The following is a 21,464-nucleotide window of genomic DNA, read 5'->3' on the forward strand; positions in this document are numbered from 1 at the left end:
TTAAACATGATTTATTTTTTTGTTTTTTCCATATATATTTTCCCAGTCATCAATAAATTTATCTACACTTTTATTGGTCAATGGGTGATAAAGCATATCTTCAATTAAATTAAAAGGTACGGTGGCAGCATGGCTTCCAACAAGACTTGCATTGTAAACTTGTTCTACATTTTTGAAACTTGCAGCAAGTATTTTGGTGTCTAAATTGTGTATTTTAAAAAGTTTGGATATATCAGAAACTACTTTTATCCCATTTCCAGATATATTGTCCAATCTATTTACATATGGAGCTACAAAGGAAGCTCCAGATTTAGCTGCCATGAGAGCTTGAAGAGGAGTGAATACTGCAGTGGCAGTGATCTTTATATTTTTATCTGAAAGTATTTTCATAGCTTTTATTCCTTCGTTTATAACGGGAATTTTTACATAGAGGTTTCCACCTATTTTGTCATTTATGTATAATGCTTCTTCGATTATATCTTCTGCATTAGTTCCAAGAGCCTGAATGTGAAGAGCTTTGTCTTTTCCTATGATTTTTCGTATCTCTTTTAAAAGCGGTAAGAAATCTTTATTTTCTTTAGATATAATACTTGGATTAGTAGTTACACCATCAATTGGGTAGTATTCTATTCCTTTTCTTATGTACTCTATATTTGCTGTATCTAATAGTATAAGCATTTTGCACACTCCTTATAGTTTTTAAAAATATATTTTAAAATAATTCTAGAAAGCATTGACACAATATATTGTACTTTGATATCATGGATATACGATATGTTGTTTGAGTTGCTTTTATATCTAAGTATATATTGTATCACAAAAAATAAAAAATAATAGACTTGATTTATTTAAGGGGGCATTGAAATGATAACTAAGATTAAAAAAAGGGATGGGAGAGAAGTACCATTCAATATTGAAAAAATAGCAAATGCTATTTTTAAGGCAGCACAAGCTGCTGGGGGACAGGACTATAATACTGCACTGAATTTGGCAGAAGAAGTGACTAGATATCTTGAAGAAAATTATAATGGAAAAATACCTGAAGTTGAAGGAATTCAAGATGCAGTTGAAAAGGTACTTATAGAATCAGGTCATGCAAAGACTGCCAAAGAATATATCCTATACAGAGCTGAAAGAACAAGAACAAGAGAAATGAATACTAGACTTATGAAAGTCTATGGTGATTTAACTTTTAAAGATGCACAAGATAATGATTTAAAAAGAGAAAATGCCAATATAGATGGAGATACTGCTATGGGAACCATGCTTAAATATGGTTCTGAAGGAGCAAAGCAATTTTATGATTTATTTATATTAAATCCAGAACATTCAAAGGCTCACAAGGATGGAGATATACATATTCATGATTTGGATTTTCTCACATTGACTACTACTTGCTGTCAAATAGATATAGTCAATTTATTTAAAGGCGGATTTAGTACAGGTCACGGATACTTGAGAGAACCCAAGGATATACAAAGCTACTCTGCGTTGGCTTGTATAGCTATACAATCAAATCAAAATGATCAACACGGTGGTCAAAGTATTCCAAATTTTGATTATGGAATGGCTCCTGGAGTTAGGAAGACATATACTAAAACTTATAGACAGGATTTGTTGAAAGCTATAGAGTTTATAACATCAGATGAAACTATTAAAGATAGGGCAATAGAAATTTTTGAAGAGATAGAAAAAAATTATGGATTAGTTCCTACATTAGATGACAATGAAGAATATTTAAAGATTGAAGAAGATTATTTGTATGAATTGTTGAAGGACAGAGAAATGGTCTCTAAAGTGCAAAAATTCACAGTGAAGAATGCATATCTTGAAACTGATAGAAAGACTTATCAGGCTATGGAAGCTCTTATACACAACTTAAATACTATGCACAGCAGAGCCGGAGCTCAAATTCCTTTTAGTTCCATAAATTATGGAACAGATATATCTAGTGAAGGAAGAATGGCTATGAAGAACCTTCTATTAGCTACGGAAGCAGGCCTTGGGAGTGGAGAAACACCTATATTTCCTATACAAATATTTAAAGTAAAAGAAGGGATAAACTATAATACAGAAGATCCCAACTATGATTTGTTTAAACTTGCTTGTAGAGTTAGTGCTAAAAGACTATTTCCTAATTTTTCTTTCATAGATGCTCCATATAATTTGCAGTACTATAAACCAGGTCATCCTGAAACAGAAATAGCTTATATGGGATGTAGGACTAGAGTAGCAGCTAATGTATATGATCCTTCAAGGGAGATTATCTATGGAAGGGGAAATTTAAGTTTTACTACTATAAATCTTCCACGACTTGGTTTGAAAAGTGGTGGAGATATAAATGTATTTTATGAAGAACTAGACAAGACTATAGATATCGTTATAAGTCAATTGTTGGAAAGATTTGAAATACAGGCAAGGAAAAAAGTGAAAAACTATCCATTTCTAATGGGGCAAGGTGTATGGCTTGATTCAGATAAATTAGATAGAGAAGATGAAGTGAGGGAAGTACTAAAACATGGTACTCTCACAACTGGTTTTATTGGGCTTGCTGAATGCTTGAAGGCCCTTACAGGAAAGCATCATGGGGAATCAGAAGGATCTCAAAAATTAGGTCTTGAAATAATAGGACATATGAGGAAAAGAATGGATGAGGCTAGCAAGAAGTATCATATGAATTTTTCTCTTATAGCTACACCAGCAGAAGGTACATCAGGAAGATTTGTTGGGATGGACAGAGAATTGTTTGGAAGTATAGAAGGAGTTACAGACAGAGAATACTATACAAATAGTTTTCATGTGCCAGTATATTATGAAATAAGTGCTTATGACAAGATAAGACTAGAGGCTCCTTATCATGAACTTACCAATGGAGGCCATATCACATATGTAGAGGTTGATGGAGATCCAACACAAAATTTAGAAGCCTTCGAAAAGATAATAAGAGCTATGAAGGAATTGGGTATTGGCTATGGTTCCATAAATCATCCAGTAGATAGGGACCCAGTCTGTGGTTATACAGGAATTATAGGAGATACTTGTCCTAAATGTGGTAGGGAAGAGGGAGATATAAAATTTGAAAGAATTCGCCGTATCACAGGATATCTTGTAGGAACTCTTGATCGCTTTAACGATGCCAAGAGAGCTGAAGAAAGAGATAGAGTTAAACATTTCTCTTGTAAATAAGAGGTGATAAAATGAGTACTTATTTGAGAATTGCAGGCATTGAAAAAGAGTCTATTGTAGATGGTCCGGGAATTAGATTGACTGTATTCAGTCAAGGCTGTAAACACCATTGTCTTGGGTGTCATAACCCACAAACTCACTCTTTTGAAGGCGGACAGATTATAGATATTGAAAACATTTTAGATATGATAAAGAAAAATCCATTGCTAGATGGCATCACTTTTAGTGGGGGTGACCCTTTTGAGCAGGCAGAAAGTTTTGCGGTACTTGGAGGAAAAGTTAAGGCTATGGGATTAAATGTCATGAGTTATACAGGTTATACTTATGAAGAAATATTGGAAGGTATGGATAAAAGACCTGAGTGGAAAGAACTTTTGTATGTAACGGATATACTGGTTGATGGACCTTTTGATATAAATAAGAAAAGCATGATGTTGAAGTTTAAAGGTTCATCAAATCAGAGAATAATTGATGTGAAAGAATCTTTAACGAGCAATGAAGTGGTGATTTTTGATTAATTCAAATAGTAAAAAGCATCTACAAAAGTAGATGCTTTTTTATTATCTTATGGTATTATAAAATAAGGACGAGATTGAAGTGTTTTAACAATACTAGAAGAAAGTAATTAGTCGAAATCAGAGGTGGTTTTGTGAAGAAAATATTGCATATAATATCACAATATCCAGGGAAAACAGGAAGTGGAGTGTATTTAAGAGCTCTTATGAATGAAGCTAGCAAGAAGGGATATAGTCAAAGTCTTATAGCAGGTATATCAAAGGATGATGATTTAGTTTTAGATAATATAGATAAAAAATATTTTTATCCTGTGGTATTTAATACTGAAGCTCTTCCATTTTCTATAGTGGGGATGAGTGATATTATGCCTTATGAAAGCACTAGATATAAGGATATGACCGATGAAATGTTTCAAAATTGGGAAAAGGCTTTTAGTAGGAGTATAGGGAAGGCTTTAGATGAGTTTAAACCAGATATTATTATATCTCATCATCTATGGATACTTACTTCTCTTGTGAGAAAGCTTACACAAGACATCCCATTGGTTTCTATATGCCATGGTACAGATATAAGACAGTTTGAAATGTGCCCTAGGTATAGGGAATATGTCTTGGAAGGATGTAGCGGTATTGACAATGTACTTGCACTAAACGAATTTCAAAAGGAAAAAATAGTTGATATTTACAGAATAAGTAGGGAAAAGATTTCTGTCGTAGGTGGTGGATTTGATTCAGATATATTTTATCCATCAAGAAAAGAATTTGTTAAAGATAGAATTAGACTTATATATGCAGGGAAAATAAGCTGTTCTAAAGGCGTACTATCGTTAATTAGAGCTTATGACGGATTAGATACATTAGAGAATATAGAACTCTATATTGCAGGTTCTGGAAGTGGAAAAGAAGCAAAGATTATAAAAAGTGCTGGAGAAAAATCTAAGAATAAAATTATATTTACTGGAGAAGTATCTCAAGCTGTCCTTGGAGATTTATTTCGGGAAAGTCAAATATTTGTACTTCCGTCTTTTTATGAAGGGCTTTCCTTGGTGACCATTGAAGCCCTTGCTTGTGGACTTAGAGTCGTTGCAACGGATATACCTGGACTTAAAAATTTTTTGGGGGATACTATAAATAGTAGTGGTATTATACAATATGTACCACTGCCTAATATGGTAGATGCAGATACGCCAGATAGTAGTGAGATTAATATATTTGAAGAAAGACTAAAAAACGCAATGAAAATGCAAATACATGAGTTTGAAAAATATGGGAATGTAGAAGATGAAAAAGTTTTTCAAGATATAAAGGATATGTCTTGGGAAAATATTTTCAATAAAATACTTTGAGGGGGAAATAAGAAATGTTTAAGTTAGGACCTTTAAAAAAGATGACAGATGAGGAAAAATATAGGTATATGCTTATACTTTTAAAAGGACAATTAAGTTCAGAACAAGATGAAATTGCCAATCTTTCGAATGCTTCTGCTATAGTTATGACTTGTGTAGATAAGTTGAATTGGGCAGGATTTTATATATTGAGAGGCAAAGAATTAGTTCTCGGGCCTTTTCAAGGACTTCCAGCTTGCAATAGAATTCAAATGGGAAAGGGAGTATGTGGTACTAGTTTAGCCAATAGAACTACGCAGAAAATTGAAGATGTTCATGTTTTTCCAGGTCATATAGCTTGTGATGAAGCTTCTAGATCGGAATTGGTCATACCTATTGTCAAAAATGATGTGCCTTATGGAGTTCTTGACTTAGACAGCCCTTATGTGGGAAGGTTTACTGAGCTAGAGGAAAAATATTTGATTAAATTTGTTGAAGTATTGAATAAATATATAAATTGGCAGAATATATTGTAAGCACGGTTAAATAAACTGCAAGTAAGTACTCGTTTATGGTGATATAACTGGATTTGAACGGTAGCAAAACTTGACTTAATTTTCAGTAAGTTATACTATAGTCTTGTTAGGGTATGGTTATTTTGGTATGTCAAACCATGGAGGCAGTCTAAAATTTACAGGACTTTAGTATTAGACTGCAAAAGTGGGACTATTATTTTAGAAGGGGGACTATTTATGACCAGGTATGTTTATCAATTTTGTGATGGAAACAAAGACATGAAGGATTTATTAGGAGGGAAAGGTGCCAATTTATCAGAAATGACTAAAATAGGACTTCCGGTGCCTCCAGGAATAACAATTACAACAGAAGCTTGTAAGAGATTTTATGAAAAAGGACAAAAGATTGATTCAGATCTGGAAAAAGAAATTTGTGAAAATCTTGAAAAATTAGAAGAAAAGATGGGGAAAAAACTTGGCGACAAGGAAAATCCACTATTGCTTTCCGTTAGATCTGGTGCTCCAATTTCTATGCCAGGGATGATGGATACAATATTAAACTTAGGATTGAATGATGAGTCAGTGAAAGGGTTTTCTAAGGCGATATCCAATGAAAGAACAGCTTATGACAGCTATAGAAGACTTATTCAGATGTTTGGCGATGTTGTCATGAAAATTCCATCTGAGAAATTTGAAGAAGTACTAGATGATATAAAGAAGAGCAATGGATATAAAGATGATACTGAGCTTACAATTGATGATTTAAAAGAAGTAGTAGATAGATATAAGACTATATTTAAGGAAAATGCAGGAATTGATTTTCCACAGGATTCAAGAAAACAGATGATGATGGCTGTAGAAGCTGTATTTAGCTCATGGGAAAATGATAGAGCTATAACTTATAGAAATATAAATGGTATACCTCACACTTTAGGCACTGCTGTAAATATACAGAGCATGGTGTTTGGAAATATGGGAAATGATTCTGCTACAGGAGTATTGTTCACAAGAAATCCTGCTACAGGAGCTAAAGGGCTTTATGGAGAATTTCTTGTAAATGCACAAGGAGAGGATGTAGTTGCAGGTATCAGAACTCCTCAATTTATTGATGAAATGGAAAACGTATTTCCAGATAAATATAGAGAAATTGAAGAGGTTGCACAAAAATTGGAAAGACACTATAAAGATATGCAGGATGTTGAATTCACTATTGAAAAAGGCAAACTCTACATGCTACAAACGAGAAATGGCAAGAGAACTGGTGCAGCTGCTGTAAATATTGCCGTAGATATGGTGGAGGAAGGATTTATTGACAAGAAGACTGCGGTACTTAGAGTTGAACCATTGAGTGTTAAGCAATTGTTGCATCCAGCTTTTGATGAAGTTGAACTTCAGAAAGCTAAAAAGATAACTAAAGGATTAGCTGCATCTCCAGGTGCTGCTTATGGAAAGATTTATTTTACATCTGAAGAGGTTGTAGCAGCTGCTGAAAGAGGAGAAAATGCAATTTTAGTTAGAACTGAAACTTCTCCAGAAGATATTGATGGAATGTCCAAAGCAAAAGGATTTTTGACGGCAAGAGGAGGAATGACTTCTCATGCAGCAGTAGTTGCAAGACAATTTGGGAAAAGCTGTATATCTGGATGTAGTGAATTAGTTGTAAATGAAAAGGCTAAAAAGTTTTCTGTAAAGGGTGTAGAATACAAAGAAGGAGATTATATATCCTTAGACGGAAATACTGGATGTATTTATGAAGGAAAAATCCAAACTAAAGAAGCTGAAATCACAGGAAATTTAAATAAATTGTTGACTTGGGCAGATGAATTTAGAAGATTGGAAATTTGGACCAATGTAGATAAGGCAAAGGACTTGGAAAGAGCCCTTGAATTTGGAGCAGAAGGTATAGGACTTTGTAGAACTGAGCATATGTTCTTTGGAGAAGATAGAATTAAATATGTGAGAAGAATGATCCTTACAGATGATATTGAAGAAGAAATGAAGGTATTAGATAAATTGTTTGAATTCCAAAAGAAAGATTTTTACAATTTATTCAAGCATATGGATGGAAGACAAGTAATAATAAGACTTTTAGATATGCCACTTCATGAGTTTTTACCTGTCAGGGATAAAGACATAGAAGCTTTGTCCAAAGAAATGAATAAAGATTTTGATGAATTAAAACACAAAGTATCAAGTTTAAAAGAGTTCAATCCAATGCTTGGACATAGAGGATGTAGACTTGGTATGACTAATCCTGAAATATATAGAATGCAAGTAAGAGCTATAATTACAGCTGTGACAGAACTAGAAAAAGAGCTTAATATCACATTAAGACCACAAATAATGATACCCTTGGTTGGGATAGAAGAAGAAATAGCTTCAATAAGAAAGAATGTTACAGAAGTAGCAGATGAGATAATAGAAAGAGAAAATAGCAAATTGGTATATGAAGTAGGTACTATGATAGAAATTCCAAGAGCTGCACTTATGGCAGATAAAATTGCAAAACATGCGGATTTCTTTTCTTTTGGAACAAATGATTTAACTCAAATGACTTTTGGATTCTCAAGAGATGACGCAGATGCTTATTTGAAATCTTATGTAAAACAATGTGTACTTGAAATAAGCCCATTTGAATCTATAGACACAGAAGGCGTTGGAAAGCTCATGGATATAGCTGTTAGATTGGGGAGAGAGACAAATCCAAAACTTCACATTGGTATATGTGGGGAACATGGAGGAGATCCTAAATCCATACAATTCTGTGACAAGATAGGTCTAGATTATGTGTCTTGTTCACCATTTTTAGTACCAGTAGCTAGACTAGCTGCTGCTCAAGCAGCTATAAAAAATAATTAATGAGTAAAATAGCGTGGCAGTTGCCACGCTATTTTATTCATTTTAAATTTCCTGAGCTTCTATTATTTCAAGTATAGTTTCGTATTCTTGTGATTCTAAAAATCTATCATTGTATTCTATTTCACCTACTTGATTGTCACAGAAATCTTGTCTGAAATGTTTTTTAGAGGGCAAGAATTCATAATTCACATCAGAATTAGCTACCATTCTAAATGGATCAAGATTTCCAAAATAGAAGTTCCATCTTTCCTCATTTTTGTTTCTAAGAGCTCCTCCTCCAAAGGATGGATCAGCAAAAATCCAACCATAAGGTTCTATATAAAATTCAGCCCAGTCATGGCATCCTATATATTGTGGATTTACATATAATCCAGATTGCCATCTTGCAGGGATTCCGACAATTCTACATAAGGTTATAAATAGTAGAGCTTGTACACCACAATCGCCTTTTAAGTTGTAAGCACAGTATTCAGGAACATTTATTATAGTTGCATATTGAGGCATATAGGAATATTTCACATTTTGTGTTATATAGTCATATATTTTTCTTGCTTTTAGAAGAGGATTAGTTTCATTTCCTACAATTTTATCAGCCAATTGAACTAAAAATGGTGTAAATCTTATATGAGGAAGCCTTTCTTCAGTATAGAAATTTGGTTGTTCTTTTGAAATTATATTTGGGTCAAATTTTGTATATTTTACATGATTTTCATAAGTATATTCTACAGTGAATATTTCTTCTCCTTTTACTTCTGTTTCAAAATATATGGTTCTTTGAGGATAATTTTCTGGTGAAATATATTTTGGTTCATGAGAAGTACTGAGTATTTTTATATTTTTTATTTGTTGAGCATTTTGAGGAATAGGAATGTGTACTCTTACAGTTTCTCCAATTCTTGCATGCTCTCCATTTAATTTGATGCCTGTTTTTAAATGGAAGAAGTATTTTTTTTCTTTTCCATTTATCATTTCTTCTACAGTTTTTGAAAGTATTTGGCTATCATTATTTTCCTCATCTTTTTCAATAAGTCTGTCTTTAAGATTTGTATTGACTTTTATCATATTGTCTAAAAAAGAGTGGATGAATTTAACTTTTCCATTGACATAAATCCATTCTGCATAGCCTTCGTCCTTCATGATTTCTAGTTCATCTTTTGAAAAATCACTTATTTTTTTTGAAGCCAATTCTAGTGCTTCATCATAGCTATAGATATAGTCTTCTTTTAGCCTTCGAATTCTATCTTTTTCATATACAAGTCTTTCTTTAAGAATAGTAGGAATATTTCTATTCATGTAAAGTTCTATTAAATGTAGTGCCTTGTTAAAATCTCCATGATATTCAGCTTTCCTCACATCTTCAGGAAGGTCAACTACTAAAGATTTTAATATTTCCATCATTTCACCCCCGAAATAATATATTAATTGAATTATATCATTAAACTAATGATGATTAAAAGATATAAAATTCAGAAATAATAATATTTCATATCTTGAAGGTATTTATTAAAACATGTAGAATACAGATAAGACAAAGATTTTAGGAGGATGCAATTTGCTTAGGGAAATTGTTGATATTATAAGTGAAGGGAAAAGAGAAGTTGAGAATTTGCTAAAAGAGGACACGAAAAAATTTGAAACAGTAGAAATAGTAGGGGAATACAATGAAGAAAAATTGACTAACAGATTTATATCTGGAGATAATATATACATAATGAATGCTCTACTAAAGGGAAATGGCTGCACATCTATGAAAGAAAAAATTGATCTTATATATATTGATCCACCTTTTTTATCAAAAGCTGATTACAATTCAAAAATAGTATTGCCATTAGATGATGAATTGGTGACTATTGAAAATTTTGCTTATTCAGATACATGGAAAGAAGGCGATATTTCATATCTTAAGATGTTATATAAAAGACTGTTACTTATGAGAGAACTTTTGAGTGACAGGGGAAGTATTTATCTCCATTTGGACTGGCATGTAGTGCACTATGCAAAAGTACTAATGGATGAAATATTTGGAGAAGATATGTTTTTAAACGAAATAATTTGGAGTTATAAATCAGGAGGAGTCAGTAAAAAATATTTTTCAAGGAAACATGATACTATTCTACTATATTCAAAGACTAAAGATTATATATTTAATGCGCAAAAAGAAAAATCGTACAATAGGGGTTTTAAGCCTTATAGATTTAAAGGAGTAAGTGAATATGAAGATGAAATGGGATGGTACACTTTGGTCAATATGAAAGATGTTTGGAATATTGATATGGTAGGTAGAACATCTAGTGAAAGAGTGGGATATGGGACCCAAAAACCTGAAAAGCTTCTTGAAAGAATTATATTGGCTTCTTCAGATGAAGATTCAATAGTTGCAGATTTTTTTGCAGGTAGTGGTACTACAGCGGTTGTGGCAGAAAAGTACAATAGGAAATGGATATTATCTGATTTAGGATATACATCTTTACAAACCACTAAAAAAAGACTTATGGATATAGAATCTGAGGGATTTATCCATGAAAAAATCGAAGAATTTTCTGTACCTAAAGGTGGAAAATTAAAAATACATTCAATAGACAAAAAAAGTTTTGAGTTCGATACGAAAATTATTAGCATTAATTTGGAAGGATATGAAATAGATATAGATAATATTCCCATTGAAGAAAAATATAAGGATATTTTATATAAAGTTATGCTTAAAGATTCTCTTGCACTTATAGATATTATAAGTATAGATCCAGATTATGATGGGAAAATTTTTAGAAGTAGATGGCAAAGTAAAAGAGATAGAGAAAGCTATAAAATTCCTGACAAAATTGAGTTGGAATTATTGAAAAAGCCAAAAAGAAGTATTGGAATAAAGATTATAGATGTATTTGGATTTGAAAGTGAGTATATTATAGAAGTATGAATGTTTAACTTTATGAAGGAGGGTTTTGTATGAGAGCTTTAGAAAATTTGAAACCAGAAAGAGTATTTTATTATTTTGAAGAATTGACTAAAATACCTCACTGTTCTGGAGAGGAAAAAGAAATAAGTGATTATTTAGCAAACTTTGCAAAAGAACACAATCTTGATTTTATTCAAGATGAGGCACTAAATGTGATAATCAAAAAACCTGGTACAAAGGGATATGAAAATCTACCTACAGTAGTTTTGCAAGGACATATGGATATGGTATGTGAAAAAGATGTAAATGTTTGTCATGATTTTTCAAGGGATCCACTTGAATTAAAAGTAGATGGAGATTTTATAAGTGCAAAAAATACTACACTTGGGGCGGACAATGGAATAGCTGTAGCTATGTGTTTGGCAATTCTTGAATCGGAAGATATTCCTCATCCTCCATTGGAAGTTCTTGCGACTACCTCAGAAGAAACAGGAATGAATGGGGCAAATGGGTTGGACCCCCAAAACATCCAAGGCAAAATATTAATAAATATAGATTCAGAAGAAGAAGGAAAGCTATTGGTAAGCTGTGCTGGAGGAGAAAGAGATAGAATAGAAATACCAATACTTTGGGAAAATAGAAGTGAAAATACATCCGTCTACGCTTTGAAGGTAACAGGGCTCAAAGGTGGTCACTCAGGTATGGAGATAAATGAAGGCAGAGGAAATGCCAACAAACTTATGGGCAGAGTACTTTATGAGATAGAAAAACAAATAGATATTAGACTTGCAAATATTGAAGGTGGAGCAAAGACAAATGCCATTCCAAGAAGTGCAGAATCAGTACTTGTTATAGATAGTGATGAAGAAAGTATTTTAAAAGAAATTGCAATTAAAATGGATAGTCAATTTAAAAACGAGCTAATGTCAGCTGATGCCAATGTAGAGCTAGTTGTTGAAAAACTGAGCACAGAAGAATCAAAAGTATTTTCTAAGGAAACTACTGAGAAAGCTATTGCTACTCTTATGCTAGTTCCAAATGGAGTTCAAACGATGAGCAGAGAAATTAAAGGATTGGTAGAGTCTTCAAACAATTTAGGAGTAGTCAATACTTTAGATGAAAGTATTATTTTCGAAAGCTCTATTAGAAGTTCTGTGCGAAGTTTGAGGGAAAATATATCGAATCAAATGGCTATCATAGCTGAAATATTGGGAGGAAAGTGGGAAAGCTATTCTGCTTATCCTGAATGGGAATACAAAGAAAATTCCTATATAAGGGAGGTCTTTCAAAAGGTATATAGAGAACAATTTGGCAAAGAGTTAGAAATAGCTGCAATTCATGCTGGACTTGAATGTGGACTGTTCAACGAGAAATTTGAGAATATGGATATGGTTTCCTTTGGACCAAATATGTATGGAGTTCATACACCAGATGAAAAGCTCAGCATATCTTCAACGGAAAGGACTTGGAATTTACTTGTTGGAGTTTTGAAAGAAATAAAATAAATTATGAATTTCTATATACTTCTAGTTTAAAATGGGGTATTATAAGCATATATTAATTATTAAATAAATTGTAAAGGAGAATGATAATGACAAATAAACATGATGATCATAATTGCTGTGACCATTCTGACAATGCTTGTGATTGTGGATGTGACTGTGGACATGAAGAGGAAATGGATATTATAACTCTTACTTTAGAAGATGACAGTGAAATGGAATGTGCTGTATTAGGAGTTTTTGAAGTAGAAGATAAATCGTACATTGCATTGCTTCCACTAGAGGATGAACAAGTACTATTGTATGAATATATTGAAGCTGAAGATGGATTTGAATTAGGGCAAATTGAAGATGATTCAGAATTTGAAATAGTTTCAGAAGCTTTTTATGCACTATTCATGGACGATGAAGACTATGATGAAGAGGATTTTGAAGACGAAGACGAATAATCATCAATATATTTTCTAGAGAATATTAGAACGCATTATCCTGTGGAGATGGTAGTTATTTATGTCGATGAAACAGGATATTTTCGTTTTAAGAAAAATTTTATAAAAATATGAAAGGGTGGTTGATTTGACTGTAGAACTAAAATTTGCTGAAGAATTGGTGGATTTTATTGACAGAAGTCCTAGTCCTTTTCATGCAGTAGAAAACGTTAAACATGAACTTTTAAAAAATGGTTTTGTGGAATTAAATTTAAAAGAAAAATGGAATGTTGAAAAGGAAGGCAAATATTTTACTGTTAAAAACGATTCAGCTCTTATAGCTTTTGTTGTAGGTAAGGGAGATATTGAAGAAGATGGGTTTAAATTGATTGGAGCTCATACTGATTCTCCTACTTTTAGAATTAAACCAAATCCTGAAATGGTGGAAGAAGGGGCATATTTAAGGCTAAATACTGAAGTATATGGAGGCCCTATCATAAATACTTGGCTTGATAGACCACTATCTATTGCAGGAAGAGTAGCTATAAAAGGTAAAGATCCATTTAATCCAGAAGTTAAGTTTATAAATATAGACAAGCCTTTGATGATAATACCTAATTTAGCTATACATATGAATAGAAAAATAAATGAAGGTGTGAAATTAAATACCCAAAAAGAGACCTTGCCTCTTGTTGGAATGATAAATGATGAATTTGAAAAGAAAGACTTTTTAATAAAACTATTAGCTAAAGAATTAAATGTTTCTCATGAAGATATAGTAGATTTTGATTTATATCTTTATGAATATGAAAAGGGCTCCATTGTAGGATTAAATAATGAATTTATATCTTGTGGCAAACAAGATGATTTGGCTATGGCTCATGCTGGAATAAAAGCTCTTATAAATGGAGAAGTTGGAAATTCTACAAATGTTGTGGTTTTATTTGATAATGAAGAAGTAGGCAGTACTACAAAACAAGGAGCAGCTAGTCCTATGCTTAGAACTGTTCTTGAAAGAATTTGTATAGCTCTTGGAAAGGGTAGAGAGGATTTTTACAGGAGTTTATACAATTCATTCTTGATTTCAGCAGATATGGCTCATGCTGTTCATCCAAATTATGCTGAAAAGCAAGATCCAACTAATAGGCCAGTATTAAATGGAGGACCTTGTATAAAGATAAGTGCCAATCAGTCTTATACTACAGATAGTTTGTCACTTACAGTATATGAAAGTGTATGTAAATGTGCAGGAGTTCCTGTTCAAAAATTCTTAAATAGATCAGATGAAAGAGGAGGTTCAACTATTGGACCTATTTCATCCACTCAAATTGATATTTCTTCTGTAGACATAGGCAATCCACTACTTGGCATGCATTCTATAAGAGAATTGGGTGGAGTAAAAGACCACTACTATATATATAAATCTTTTGTCGAATATTTTAAATAATGATGATTAGGTTCGGATTTTCCGAACCTAATTTGTAAATACTGTATTAAAAAATTAGGGTGATAATATGAAATATAAGCTTATTGCTATTGATTTAGATGGAACACTTCTTACAGATGATAAAAGGATAACTGACGAAAGCATATCTGCTTTAAAGGAGATAATTGAAAGAGGATATGAAATTGTCATTGCTACTGGCAGAAGATATTGGTCAGCTAAAAGGTTTGTTGAAAGCATAGATGAGAATATATGCATATTGGCTAACAATGGGAATATAGTTAGGAATAAGAAAGATGACAAAATACTCATAAAGAAATATTTAAATGTAGAAGATTTCAACTTGCTAGTTGAGGAAGGGAAAAGGGAAGGACTATATCCAGTCATACATGTGGACAACTATGAAGATGGCTATGATATGGTCATAGAACTTGATAGAAAAAATTCTAAATATTCTACTTATCTATCGGACAATGTAGATAGATTTAGAAGAGTGGATGATTTACTTAAAATGGATAGTCCCAAAGTTTTGACTGTTGTTTATGTAGGAGATAAGGAAAAACTGGAGTCTTTCAACAACAAGATACTAGAGAAATATCCAGGTAAATACAGTTCACATGTGATGGAAAACATGACTATAGCAGGGGCTTTGCTTGAAGTTATGAATCCATTGGGTTCTAAATGGCTCAGCCTTGAGGAGTATGGAAAAGCTAAAGGCATAAAAGATTATGAAATGATTGCCATTGGAGATGACAACAATGATGTTGAAATGGTGAAAAAGGCTGGCCTTGGAATAGCTATGAAAAATGGTTCTCTAAAGGTAAAAGAAGCAGCAGATATTGTTACGGATAAAAGCAACAATGAAAATGGTGTTGGATGTATATTAAAAGAGGTGCTTAATATATAAAAAAAGGGGGAGTTTTTGTGAAAGTTAAGTCTAGAATATTATCTTTGTTTTTGGCATTCTTCATCATATTTAGCTTTATACCTATATCTTTTGCAGAAAATGTAGGAGATATAAATGAGTATAAAATAGATATAAAATTAAACCACAATGAAAAAATACTTAATGGAAAAGAAACTTTAGTTTTTAAAAATAACTACAATAGAGAATTGAAAGAAATAGTATTTCACCTTTATCCAGATTCCTACAATGATATAAAGACCATGCCTGCATTATCTTTTTTAGGCATTGAAGGAGAAGTTAAATTAGCTAAAGAAGAATTGGGAGACATACATATTGAAAAAGTTCTCGTAAACAAGAAAAACATAAAATATACTCAAGATAAAGAAGTACTTAAGATTTCATTAGATAAACCATTGAAACAAGGAGAAAAATTAGATATAAGTATGGATTTTACGCTAAAAATACCTTTTGGCAGAAATAGACTTGGATTTTATGAAGATGTTTATTCTCTGACAAATTGGTATCCTATGCTATCTATATATGATGAGAAAACTGGCAAGTGGGACGAAAATCCTTATCATCCTGTAGGAGAATCTAATTATAGCGATGTAGCAAATTATAATGTGCATTTGACTGTACCTAAAGATATGGTAGTAGCTCCCACAGGTAGTATAATTGACGAAAAAATAGAAGGACTAAATAAAACCCTTAATATAAAAGCGGAAAATGTAAGAGATTTTGTATTCATGATGAGCCCTAAATACAAAGTACTTACGAAGGAAATAGATGGAGTAAAATTGTACAATTATTATTTACCTGGGGATAAAAAACAAAATAGTGCTCAAATTTTGTTAGATGAAGCGGGTAAGGCAGTTTCATTTCTGAATAAAAAAATAGGAAAGTATGCTTATGATGAACTTAGAATTGCTGAAACAGGACTTTTAGGAGGAGCTATGGAATACCCTCAAATTGTACAAATGGGATTTTATCAGCCTATTGATGGATATGAAGAGGAATATATTCCATCAATTTTAGAAATGGTTGTTCATGAAGTTATACATCAATGGTGGTATGTAGGAGTTGGGAACAATGAATATAAAGAACCATTTTTAGATGAATCCTTAACTGTTTTTACTACAGCATATTATTTTGAAAATGAATATGGCAAGTACAATAATCGTGCTGTGAATATGAAAATAAGACGAAGTATATATGAAAGTGAAATTCCAGCACTTAATTCAAGTGTAGATGATTTTAAGGATTTTGATAGCTATGTGCATACTATATATACAAAGGGGCCTCAATTTTTTGAGGATTTGAGAAAAAGAGTAGGAGAAGAAAAATTTACTAAAATACTTCAAAATTATTATAAGAAATTTTTATTTAAAAATGCTACTATAGTTGATTTACTGAATACAATTGAGGAAGTAGCAGGAAAAGGTATTCGAAAGACAATGGAAGTTGCAGTTTCAAAGCCCAACTATTTTCCACAAAATATACAACTTACACAAGAAGAAGATAGGGCTATGGAAGTTGAAAACAAGAAAAAATATTTAAGTAAGAAAGAAAAAGAAAATGGTTTAGTTGTTGGAAGCCTTATTTTGAGATGCCTAAATGGAGAAGAAATAGTATTTGTAAAGCCAAATAATCTATCCCAAATTGATGCCAAATTGATGGATTACTTCATTGAAAATATGTCAGAAGAATTGCAACAAATTTATGGACTAAATATAAAAGTAGTAGAAGAAAATAGATTGACTGAAAAAGATAAACTTAAAAACTTGATTGTATTCGGATATCCTAAAAAGAGTAGTATTATGAATAAAATAGGGCCTAAACTTCCCATCAATCCAAATAGTGATGAAATAGTTATAAATAATATAAAGATAAAAAATGAAAATATTTCAGGAATGTTTATAGCTGAAAATCCTTACAATAAAAAGAAACTTAGTCTCATAATATTTTTAGATGAGAGCAATACCCAAGATGATAGTTTTATGTTTAACTACAATCCACTTTACAATGATGGTATTCAATTTATTTTAAATGTAAATGGTAAAAAAAATGTGCAGATAAAAGGTATGTATAAATAATTCTTTAATTTAGATGAGGTGAGAATTTGGAAGATATAGAAGTGTATAATGTCTATTCAAAATATTTAAGAAAAAGATTTAAACAAAAGGTATATAAACTTCCTATAAGTCTTCCTATTACATGTCCCAATAGAGATGGATGTGTGGGAGATGGAGGATGTATATTTTGTGGAGAAGAAGGAGGTTCTTTTGAAAATCTTTTAAATACTATATCTATAAGAGAACAAATCCTACAAAATAAAGAGTATATACAAAAAAAATATAAGGCTACTAAATTTATTAGCTATTTTCAAAATTTCACCAATACCTATATGCCAATAGAAAACTTTAAGGTTTCAATAGAAGAGGCAATATTAGAGGACGTAGTAGGTATTTCTATATCTACTCGTCCTGACTGTATTAGTGATGAGTATTTAGAGTATTTAGCTTTCGTTAAGAAAAAGTATGATTTAGATATAACAATAGAGCTAGGACTTCAAACGGTAAACTATCATACATTGTACAAGATAAATAGAGGTCATACTTTAGGGGAGTTCATAGACGGAGTTCTTCGAAATAAGAAGTATGGCATAAGGACTTGTGCTCATCTTATATTAAATTTGCCTTGGGACGGAGAAGTAGATGTAGTTGAAAATGCAAAAATACTTTCAGCCCTCCAAGTAGAAGAAGTAAAGCTTCATGCACTATATATACTAGATGGAACTACTATTGGCGAAATGTACAAGAATGGAGAAATATCAATTATTCCAAAAGATGAATATGTAGAAAGAGTGATTACATTTTTAGAGTATTTAGACGAGGATGTAGTCATTCAAAGGTTAATAGGAAGAGCTCCAGAAGAAAATTCTCTTTTCGTGAATTGGAATGAGAGCTGGTGGAAGATAAGAGATGAGATAGTAAGTGAAATGGTTAAGAGAAATACACATCAAGGTATAAAATGCAATTATTTAAATGGAAAGGCTTTAAAAAGATTTAAATAATTAAAAAATATTGAAAAAAATAAAGGATAAAAGGTTTTTTTGTAGAATACAATAAATATAGTATAAAAAAATATAAGGTTGGAGGGTGGTAGGAATGATAAAATTACTATGTGGCACTAAAGGTAGTGGCAAAACAAAACGTCTAATAGATATGGCTAATTCTGAGATGAAATCTGGAAATGGAAACATTGCATTTATTGATGTAGATGACAACCATATATTTAGTCTTGATTATTCTGTAAGACTTATAAATGCCATGGAGTTCAATATAAATAATATTGAATCGTTCTATGGCTTTTTGTGTGGGATTATAGGCATGAATTATGATGTAGAGAAGATTTATGTAGATGGCATATATAATTTGATTGACATAAAGATTGAAAATTTAGAAAGCTTGGTAAAATCTCTAGAAACCATAAGTAAAAAGTTTAATACAGATTTTTATATTGGATTAGATTATACAGTAGAAGAAATTCCAACAAGTTTAAAATCTATAGTTGAAGAAGTTACAGAAGAATAAGGCAGGATATCCTGCCTTTTTCTATCCTTTCATATTTGGAGAAAATGTGGCACAATCTGTTTCATCTGTAGAAGTAGCATTTCTAGGTTGAATTTCTATACTGGAAGCAGTACAGTAATCTCCTGAAACATGATATTGACAAGTGTTTACAACACATTTTACGCCATTTAATGGTTTATCAGATTTTTCTACTCTCATACTATATCTCCTTTCTTTTGTTTTTAGACACTATAATTATTTTTTCATATTATGTTTAAATTATTCTTTATTTATAGCTATAATTTCTTAAACAAAATAGTATATAATAATATAGGAAAGGAAGAGGAAATGTGATGGGCAAAAAAGAACGAGTTGATAAAATTCTTTCCAATATGGGATATGGTAGCAGGAAAGAAATAAAAAGCTGTGCAAGAGAAGGCAGGATAGAAGTCAATGGAGAAAGAATATCAGATAGTTCTATAAAAGTAGATCCTCAAATAGACGATATTGTTTTTGATGGAGAAAAAGTGATATACAGAGAATATATTTATATTATGATGAATAAACCTGATGGAGTAGTTTCATCTACAGATGATCCTATAAATAGAACAGTATTGGATTTGTTAGATGACAAATATTTGGTTTTTAATCCCCATCCGGTTGGACGTCTTGACAAAGATACAGAAGGGTTGTTACTTTTGACAAATGATGGGAAGCTTTCTCATGAACTTCTATCTCCAAGAAAACACGTAGATAAAACTTATTATGTAGAAGTAGATGGATATGTAGAAGAAAGACATGTGAAAATATTTGAATCTGGAATAATACTCGATGATGGCTATAAAACTATGCCTTCAGTTTTGAAAATATTAGAGTCTGGATATGTTTCTAAAGTACATTTGACGATAAAAGAAGGGAAATATCATCAAGTAAAGCGAATGTTTGAAGCTTTAGACATGAAAGTACTATATTTAAAGAGGATTTCCATAGGAAATTTGACTCTTGATGAAAATCTTTCAGAAGGAGAATATAGAGAATTGAGTGAAAGTGAACTTTTAGCATTATTAAATAGTTAAATTCAAATGTTTAGCTTTGTTAGATTCTATATTAATGGTATAATGTATTTGAGACTAATTGCAAATATGATATTAGATAGGGTGTTTTAAATTGGCTTATAATAGTAGAAGGGGTTTATTTGATACCTTTTTTGACCACAGAAATTCTCTTATTATCCAGTACAAGAATGGAGATATAAGTAAAAGAGAGTTTCTAGAAGGAAATTTTGATTTTGTCCAAGAAATGCATGTGAAACCTTTTTCGAAAGTTGATAGCTATGAGAAAGGAATGTACAATTATCAGTATTATAATGTACTGGCTAAGTATTATACAATGCTTGCCAAGGACTTGAAGAGGGAAGGCAAGCCTGAAAAATATTATATTTATTATTTAAATCAAGGGAATTATTATTATCATGAAAAAGATAGGGCTACTCTTCAACTTTTAAGATTTTTAAATTTTGAGAATGTAGAAGCTTATTTTATCAAAGTAGAATCAAAATTTCTAAAAAACAAACTCTATGAAATAGTACTTATGAATTATCAATATGCTATTTTTCATTCAAAGAGTAAGTGGTTGTTAGATATATTGAAGAAAGAGGGAGTATTTGTAGAAGGAACTAAAGTTTCGCTGATTGATGAGTATATCAATGAAAAGTATTGAAAAATAGTAGCCTTTGGCTACTATTTTTCGTCTATTTAGTTAAAGTTTTAATTATATCCTCTAATGAACTATTTTTCTTAATTTCAAATTCTCCTGATTTGAATTTTGTGTCTAAATGCATTTCTTGAGCTTTAGCTAAAAATTCTCCCTTATCAGTTATAAGACCTTCATTTTGTAAAATTCCTGCTATACTTGAACAAGGAGAACCTTGGGGAATTACAATTTTTGTTATTTCATCAGAATTTGTATCAGTATCATTTGCTTTTTTGTCGTCTTTTTCTGCTGTAGATGTATTGTTTTTTGATGTACTGCTTCTATTGGTTAAATTTTTATCTTTTGAAGTTTCTATTTTATTTTCTGTGGCAATATGTCCATTTGATGTATCTTCATCAAATAGTACATTTAGTCGCCAACCGATTATTCCTGCAACTACTATTATGATTGCAATCATGACTATGTAGTCAATGGCGTCATAAAAGAAGTCTTTTATCCCTTCGTTAAATTTTTTCATTCTTCACACCTCTTTTTTCTACGAGAATAATAGATAAATAGAGTAGAGCTTTTATTTGAACTTCGTGTATAATATATTATAACATATA

19 protein-coding genes are annotated in these 21,464 nt (G+C 31.5%); 15 read left to right on the forward strand and 4 right to left on the reverse strand.

Features of this window, described 5'->3' with window-relative positions:
* Positions 1–678 (reverse strand): fructose-6-phosphate aldolase, encoded by a 678-nt coding sequence (locus BUA21_RS06160; RefSeq protein ID WP_072743933.1) that lies wholly within the window; start codon positions 676–678, stop codon positions 1–3.
* Positions 679–864: 186 nt separating this feature from the next.
* On the opposite strand from BUA21_RS06160, the gene BUA21_RS06165 reads away from it, so the two are divergent.
* The 5 genes from BUA21_RS06165 (at position 865) to ppdK (ending at position 8,400) form a co-directional block, all read left to right on the forward strand.
* Complete coding sequence (locus tag BUA21_RS06165; protein WP_072743934.1) at positions 865–3,186, forward strand: anaerobic ribonucleoside triphosphate reductase; 2,322 nt, start codon at positions 865–867, stop codon at positions 3,184–3,186.
* 11 nt (positions 3,187–3,197) lie between these two features.
* The gene (gene nrdG / locus BUA21_RS06170; RefSeq protein ID WP_072743935.1) at positions 3,198–3,704 is read left to right on the forward strand and encodes an anaerobic ribonucleoside-triphosphate reductase activating protein; all 507 of its coding nucleotides are present in this window, start codon (positions 3,198–3,200) and stop codon (positions 3,702–3,704) included.
* A gap of 131 nt (positions 3,705–3,835) precedes the next feature.
* Positions 3,836–5,047: a glycosyltransferase family 4 protein gene (locus BUA21_RS06175; protein ID WP_072743936.1), complete on the forward strand. Its 1,212-nt coding sequence runs from the start codon at positions 3,836–3,838 to the stop codon at positions 5,045–5,047.
* A 14-nt stretch (positions 5,048–5,061) separates the two neighbouring features.
* Positions 5,062–5,562, forward strand: a complete 501-nt coding sequence (locus tag BUA21_RS06180) for a GAF domain-containing protein (protein ID WP_072743937.1) — start codon at positions 5,062–5,064, stop codon at positions 5,560–5,562.
* Positions 5,563–5,778: 216 nt separating this feature from the next.
* The gene (ppdK, locus tag BUA21_RS06185) at positions 5,779–8,400 is read left to right on the forward strand and encodes a pyruvate, phosphate dikinase (RefSeq protein WP_072743938.1); all 2,622 of its coding nucleotides are present in this window, start codon (positions 5,779–5,781) and stop codon (positions 8,398–8,400) included.
* 42 nt (positions 8,401–8,442) lie between these two features.
* Here the strand turns inward: ppdK and BUA21_RS06190 are convergent, their stop codons facing one another.
* On the reverse strand, positions 8,443–9,795 hold the full coding sequence (locus tag BUA21_RS06190) for a transglutaminase-like domain-containing protein (protein ID WP_200796525.1): 1,353 nt from the start codon (positions 9,793–9,795) through the stop codon (positions 8,443–8,445).
* A 157-nt stretch (positions 9,796–9,952) separates the two neighbouring features.
* On the opposite strand from BUA21_RS06190, the gene BUA21_RS06195 reads away from it, so the two are divergent.
* The 8 genes from BUA21_RS06195 to BUA21_RS06230 all read left to right on the forward strand — a co-directional run bounded on the left by BUA21_RS06195 (position 9,953) and on the right by BUA21_RS06230 (position 19,167).
* Positions 9,953–11,314, forward strand: coding sequence for a DNA methyltransferase (locus tag BUA21_RS06195; RefSeq protein WP_072743940.1), 1,362 nt, complete (start codon positions 9,953–9,955; stop codon positions 11,312–11,314).
* Between the two features lie 29 nt (positions 11,315–11,343).
* The gene (locus tag BUA21_RS06200) at positions 11,344–12,798 is read left to right on the forward strand and encodes an aminoacyl-histidine dipeptidase (RefSeq protein WP_072743941.1); all 1,455 of its coding nucleotides are present in this window, start codon (positions 11,344–11,346) and stop codon (positions 12,796–12,798) included.
* 86 nt (positions 12,799–12,884) lie between these two features.
* Positions 12,885–13,244, forward strand: a complete 360-nt coding sequence (locus BUA21_RS06205; protein ID WP_072743942.1) for a DUF1292 domain-containing protein — start codon at positions 12,885–12,887, stop codon at positions 13,242–13,244.
* Positions 13,245–13,371: 127 nt separating this feature from the next.
* Complete coding sequence (locus BUA21_RS06210) at positions 13,372–14,670, forward strand: M18 family aminopeptidase (protein ID WP_072743943.1); 1,299 nt, start codon at positions 13,372–13,374, stop codon at positions 14,668–14,670.
* A 67-nt stretch (positions 14,671–14,737) separates the two neighbouring features.
* On the forward strand, positions 14,738–15,574 hold the full coding sequence (locus BUA21_RS06215) for a Cof-type HAD-IIB family hydrolase (protein ID WP_072743944.1): 837 nt from the start codon (positions 14,738–14,740) through the stop codon (positions 15,572–15,574).
* Positions 15,575–15,591: 17 nt separating this feature from the next.
* The gene (locus BUA21_RS06220; RefSeq protein WP_072743945.1) at positions 15,592–17,667 is read left to right on the forward strand and encodes a M1 family metallopeptidase; all 2,076 of its coding nucleotides are present in this window, start codon (positions 15,592–15,594) and stop codon (positions 17,665–17,667) included.
* A gap of 26 nt (positions 17,668–17,693) precedes the next feature.
* Positions 17,694–18,647: a TIGR01212 family radical SAM protein gene (locus tag BUA21_RS06225; protein WP_072743946.1), complete on the forward strand. Its 954-nt coding sequence runs from the start codon at positions 17,694–17,696 to the stop codon at positions 18,645–18,647.
* Between the two features lie 94 nt (positions 18,648–18,741).
* Positions 18,742–19,167, forward strand: a complete 426-nt coding sequence (locus BUA21_RS06230) for a hypothetical protein (RefSeq protein WP_072743947.1) — start codon at positions 18,742–18,744, stop codon at positions 19,165–19,167.
* A 21-nt stretch (positions 19,168–19,188) separates the two neighbouring features.
* Here BUA21_RS06230 and BUA21_RS06235 read toward each other — a convergent pair whose 3' ends face one another.
* Positions 19,189–19,365, reverse strand: a complete 177-nt coding sequence (locus BUA21_RS06235; protein WP_072743948.1) for a DUF1540 domain-containing protein — start codon at positions 19,363–19,365, stop codon at positions 19,189–19,191.
* Between the two features lie 134 nt (positions 19,366–19,499).
* Here BUA21_RS06235 and BUA21_RS06240 point away from each other — a divergent pair, with 134 nt between their 5' ends.
* Together BUA21_RS06240 and BUA21_RS06245 are read left to right on the forward strand one after the other, a co-directional pair.
* Entirely contained in the window at positions 19,500–20,222 is a 723-nt protein-coding gene (locus tag BUA21_RS06240; RefSeq protein WP_072743949.1) for a pseudouridine synthase, read from the forward strand.
* A gap of 91 nt (positions 20,223–20,313) precedes the next feature.
* The gene (locus BUA21_RS06245) at positions 20,314–20,865 is read left to right on the forward strand and encodes a DUF6648 family protein (protein ID WP_072743950.1); all 552 of its coding nucleotides are present in this window, start codon (positions 20,314–20,316) and stop codon (positions 20,863–20,865) included.
* 31 nt (positions 20,866–20,896) lie between these two features.
* On the opposite strand, the gene BUA21_RS06250 is transcribed toward BUA21_RS06245, so the two are convergent.
* On the reverse strand, positions 20,897–21,376 hold the full coding sequence (locus tag BUA21_RS06250) for an MltG/YceG/YrrL family protein (RefSeq protein WP_072743951.1): 480 nt from the start codon (positions 21,374–21,376) through the stop codon (positions 20,897–20,899).
* Positions 21,377–21,464 lie beyond the last annotated feature (88 nt).

The sequence above is a fragment of the Sporanaerobacter acetigenes DSM 13106 genome (genome assembly GCF_900130025.1).
Lineage (GTDB): Bacteria > Bacillota > Clostridia > Tissierellales > Sporanaerobacteraceae > Sporanaerobacter > Sporanaerobacter acetigenes.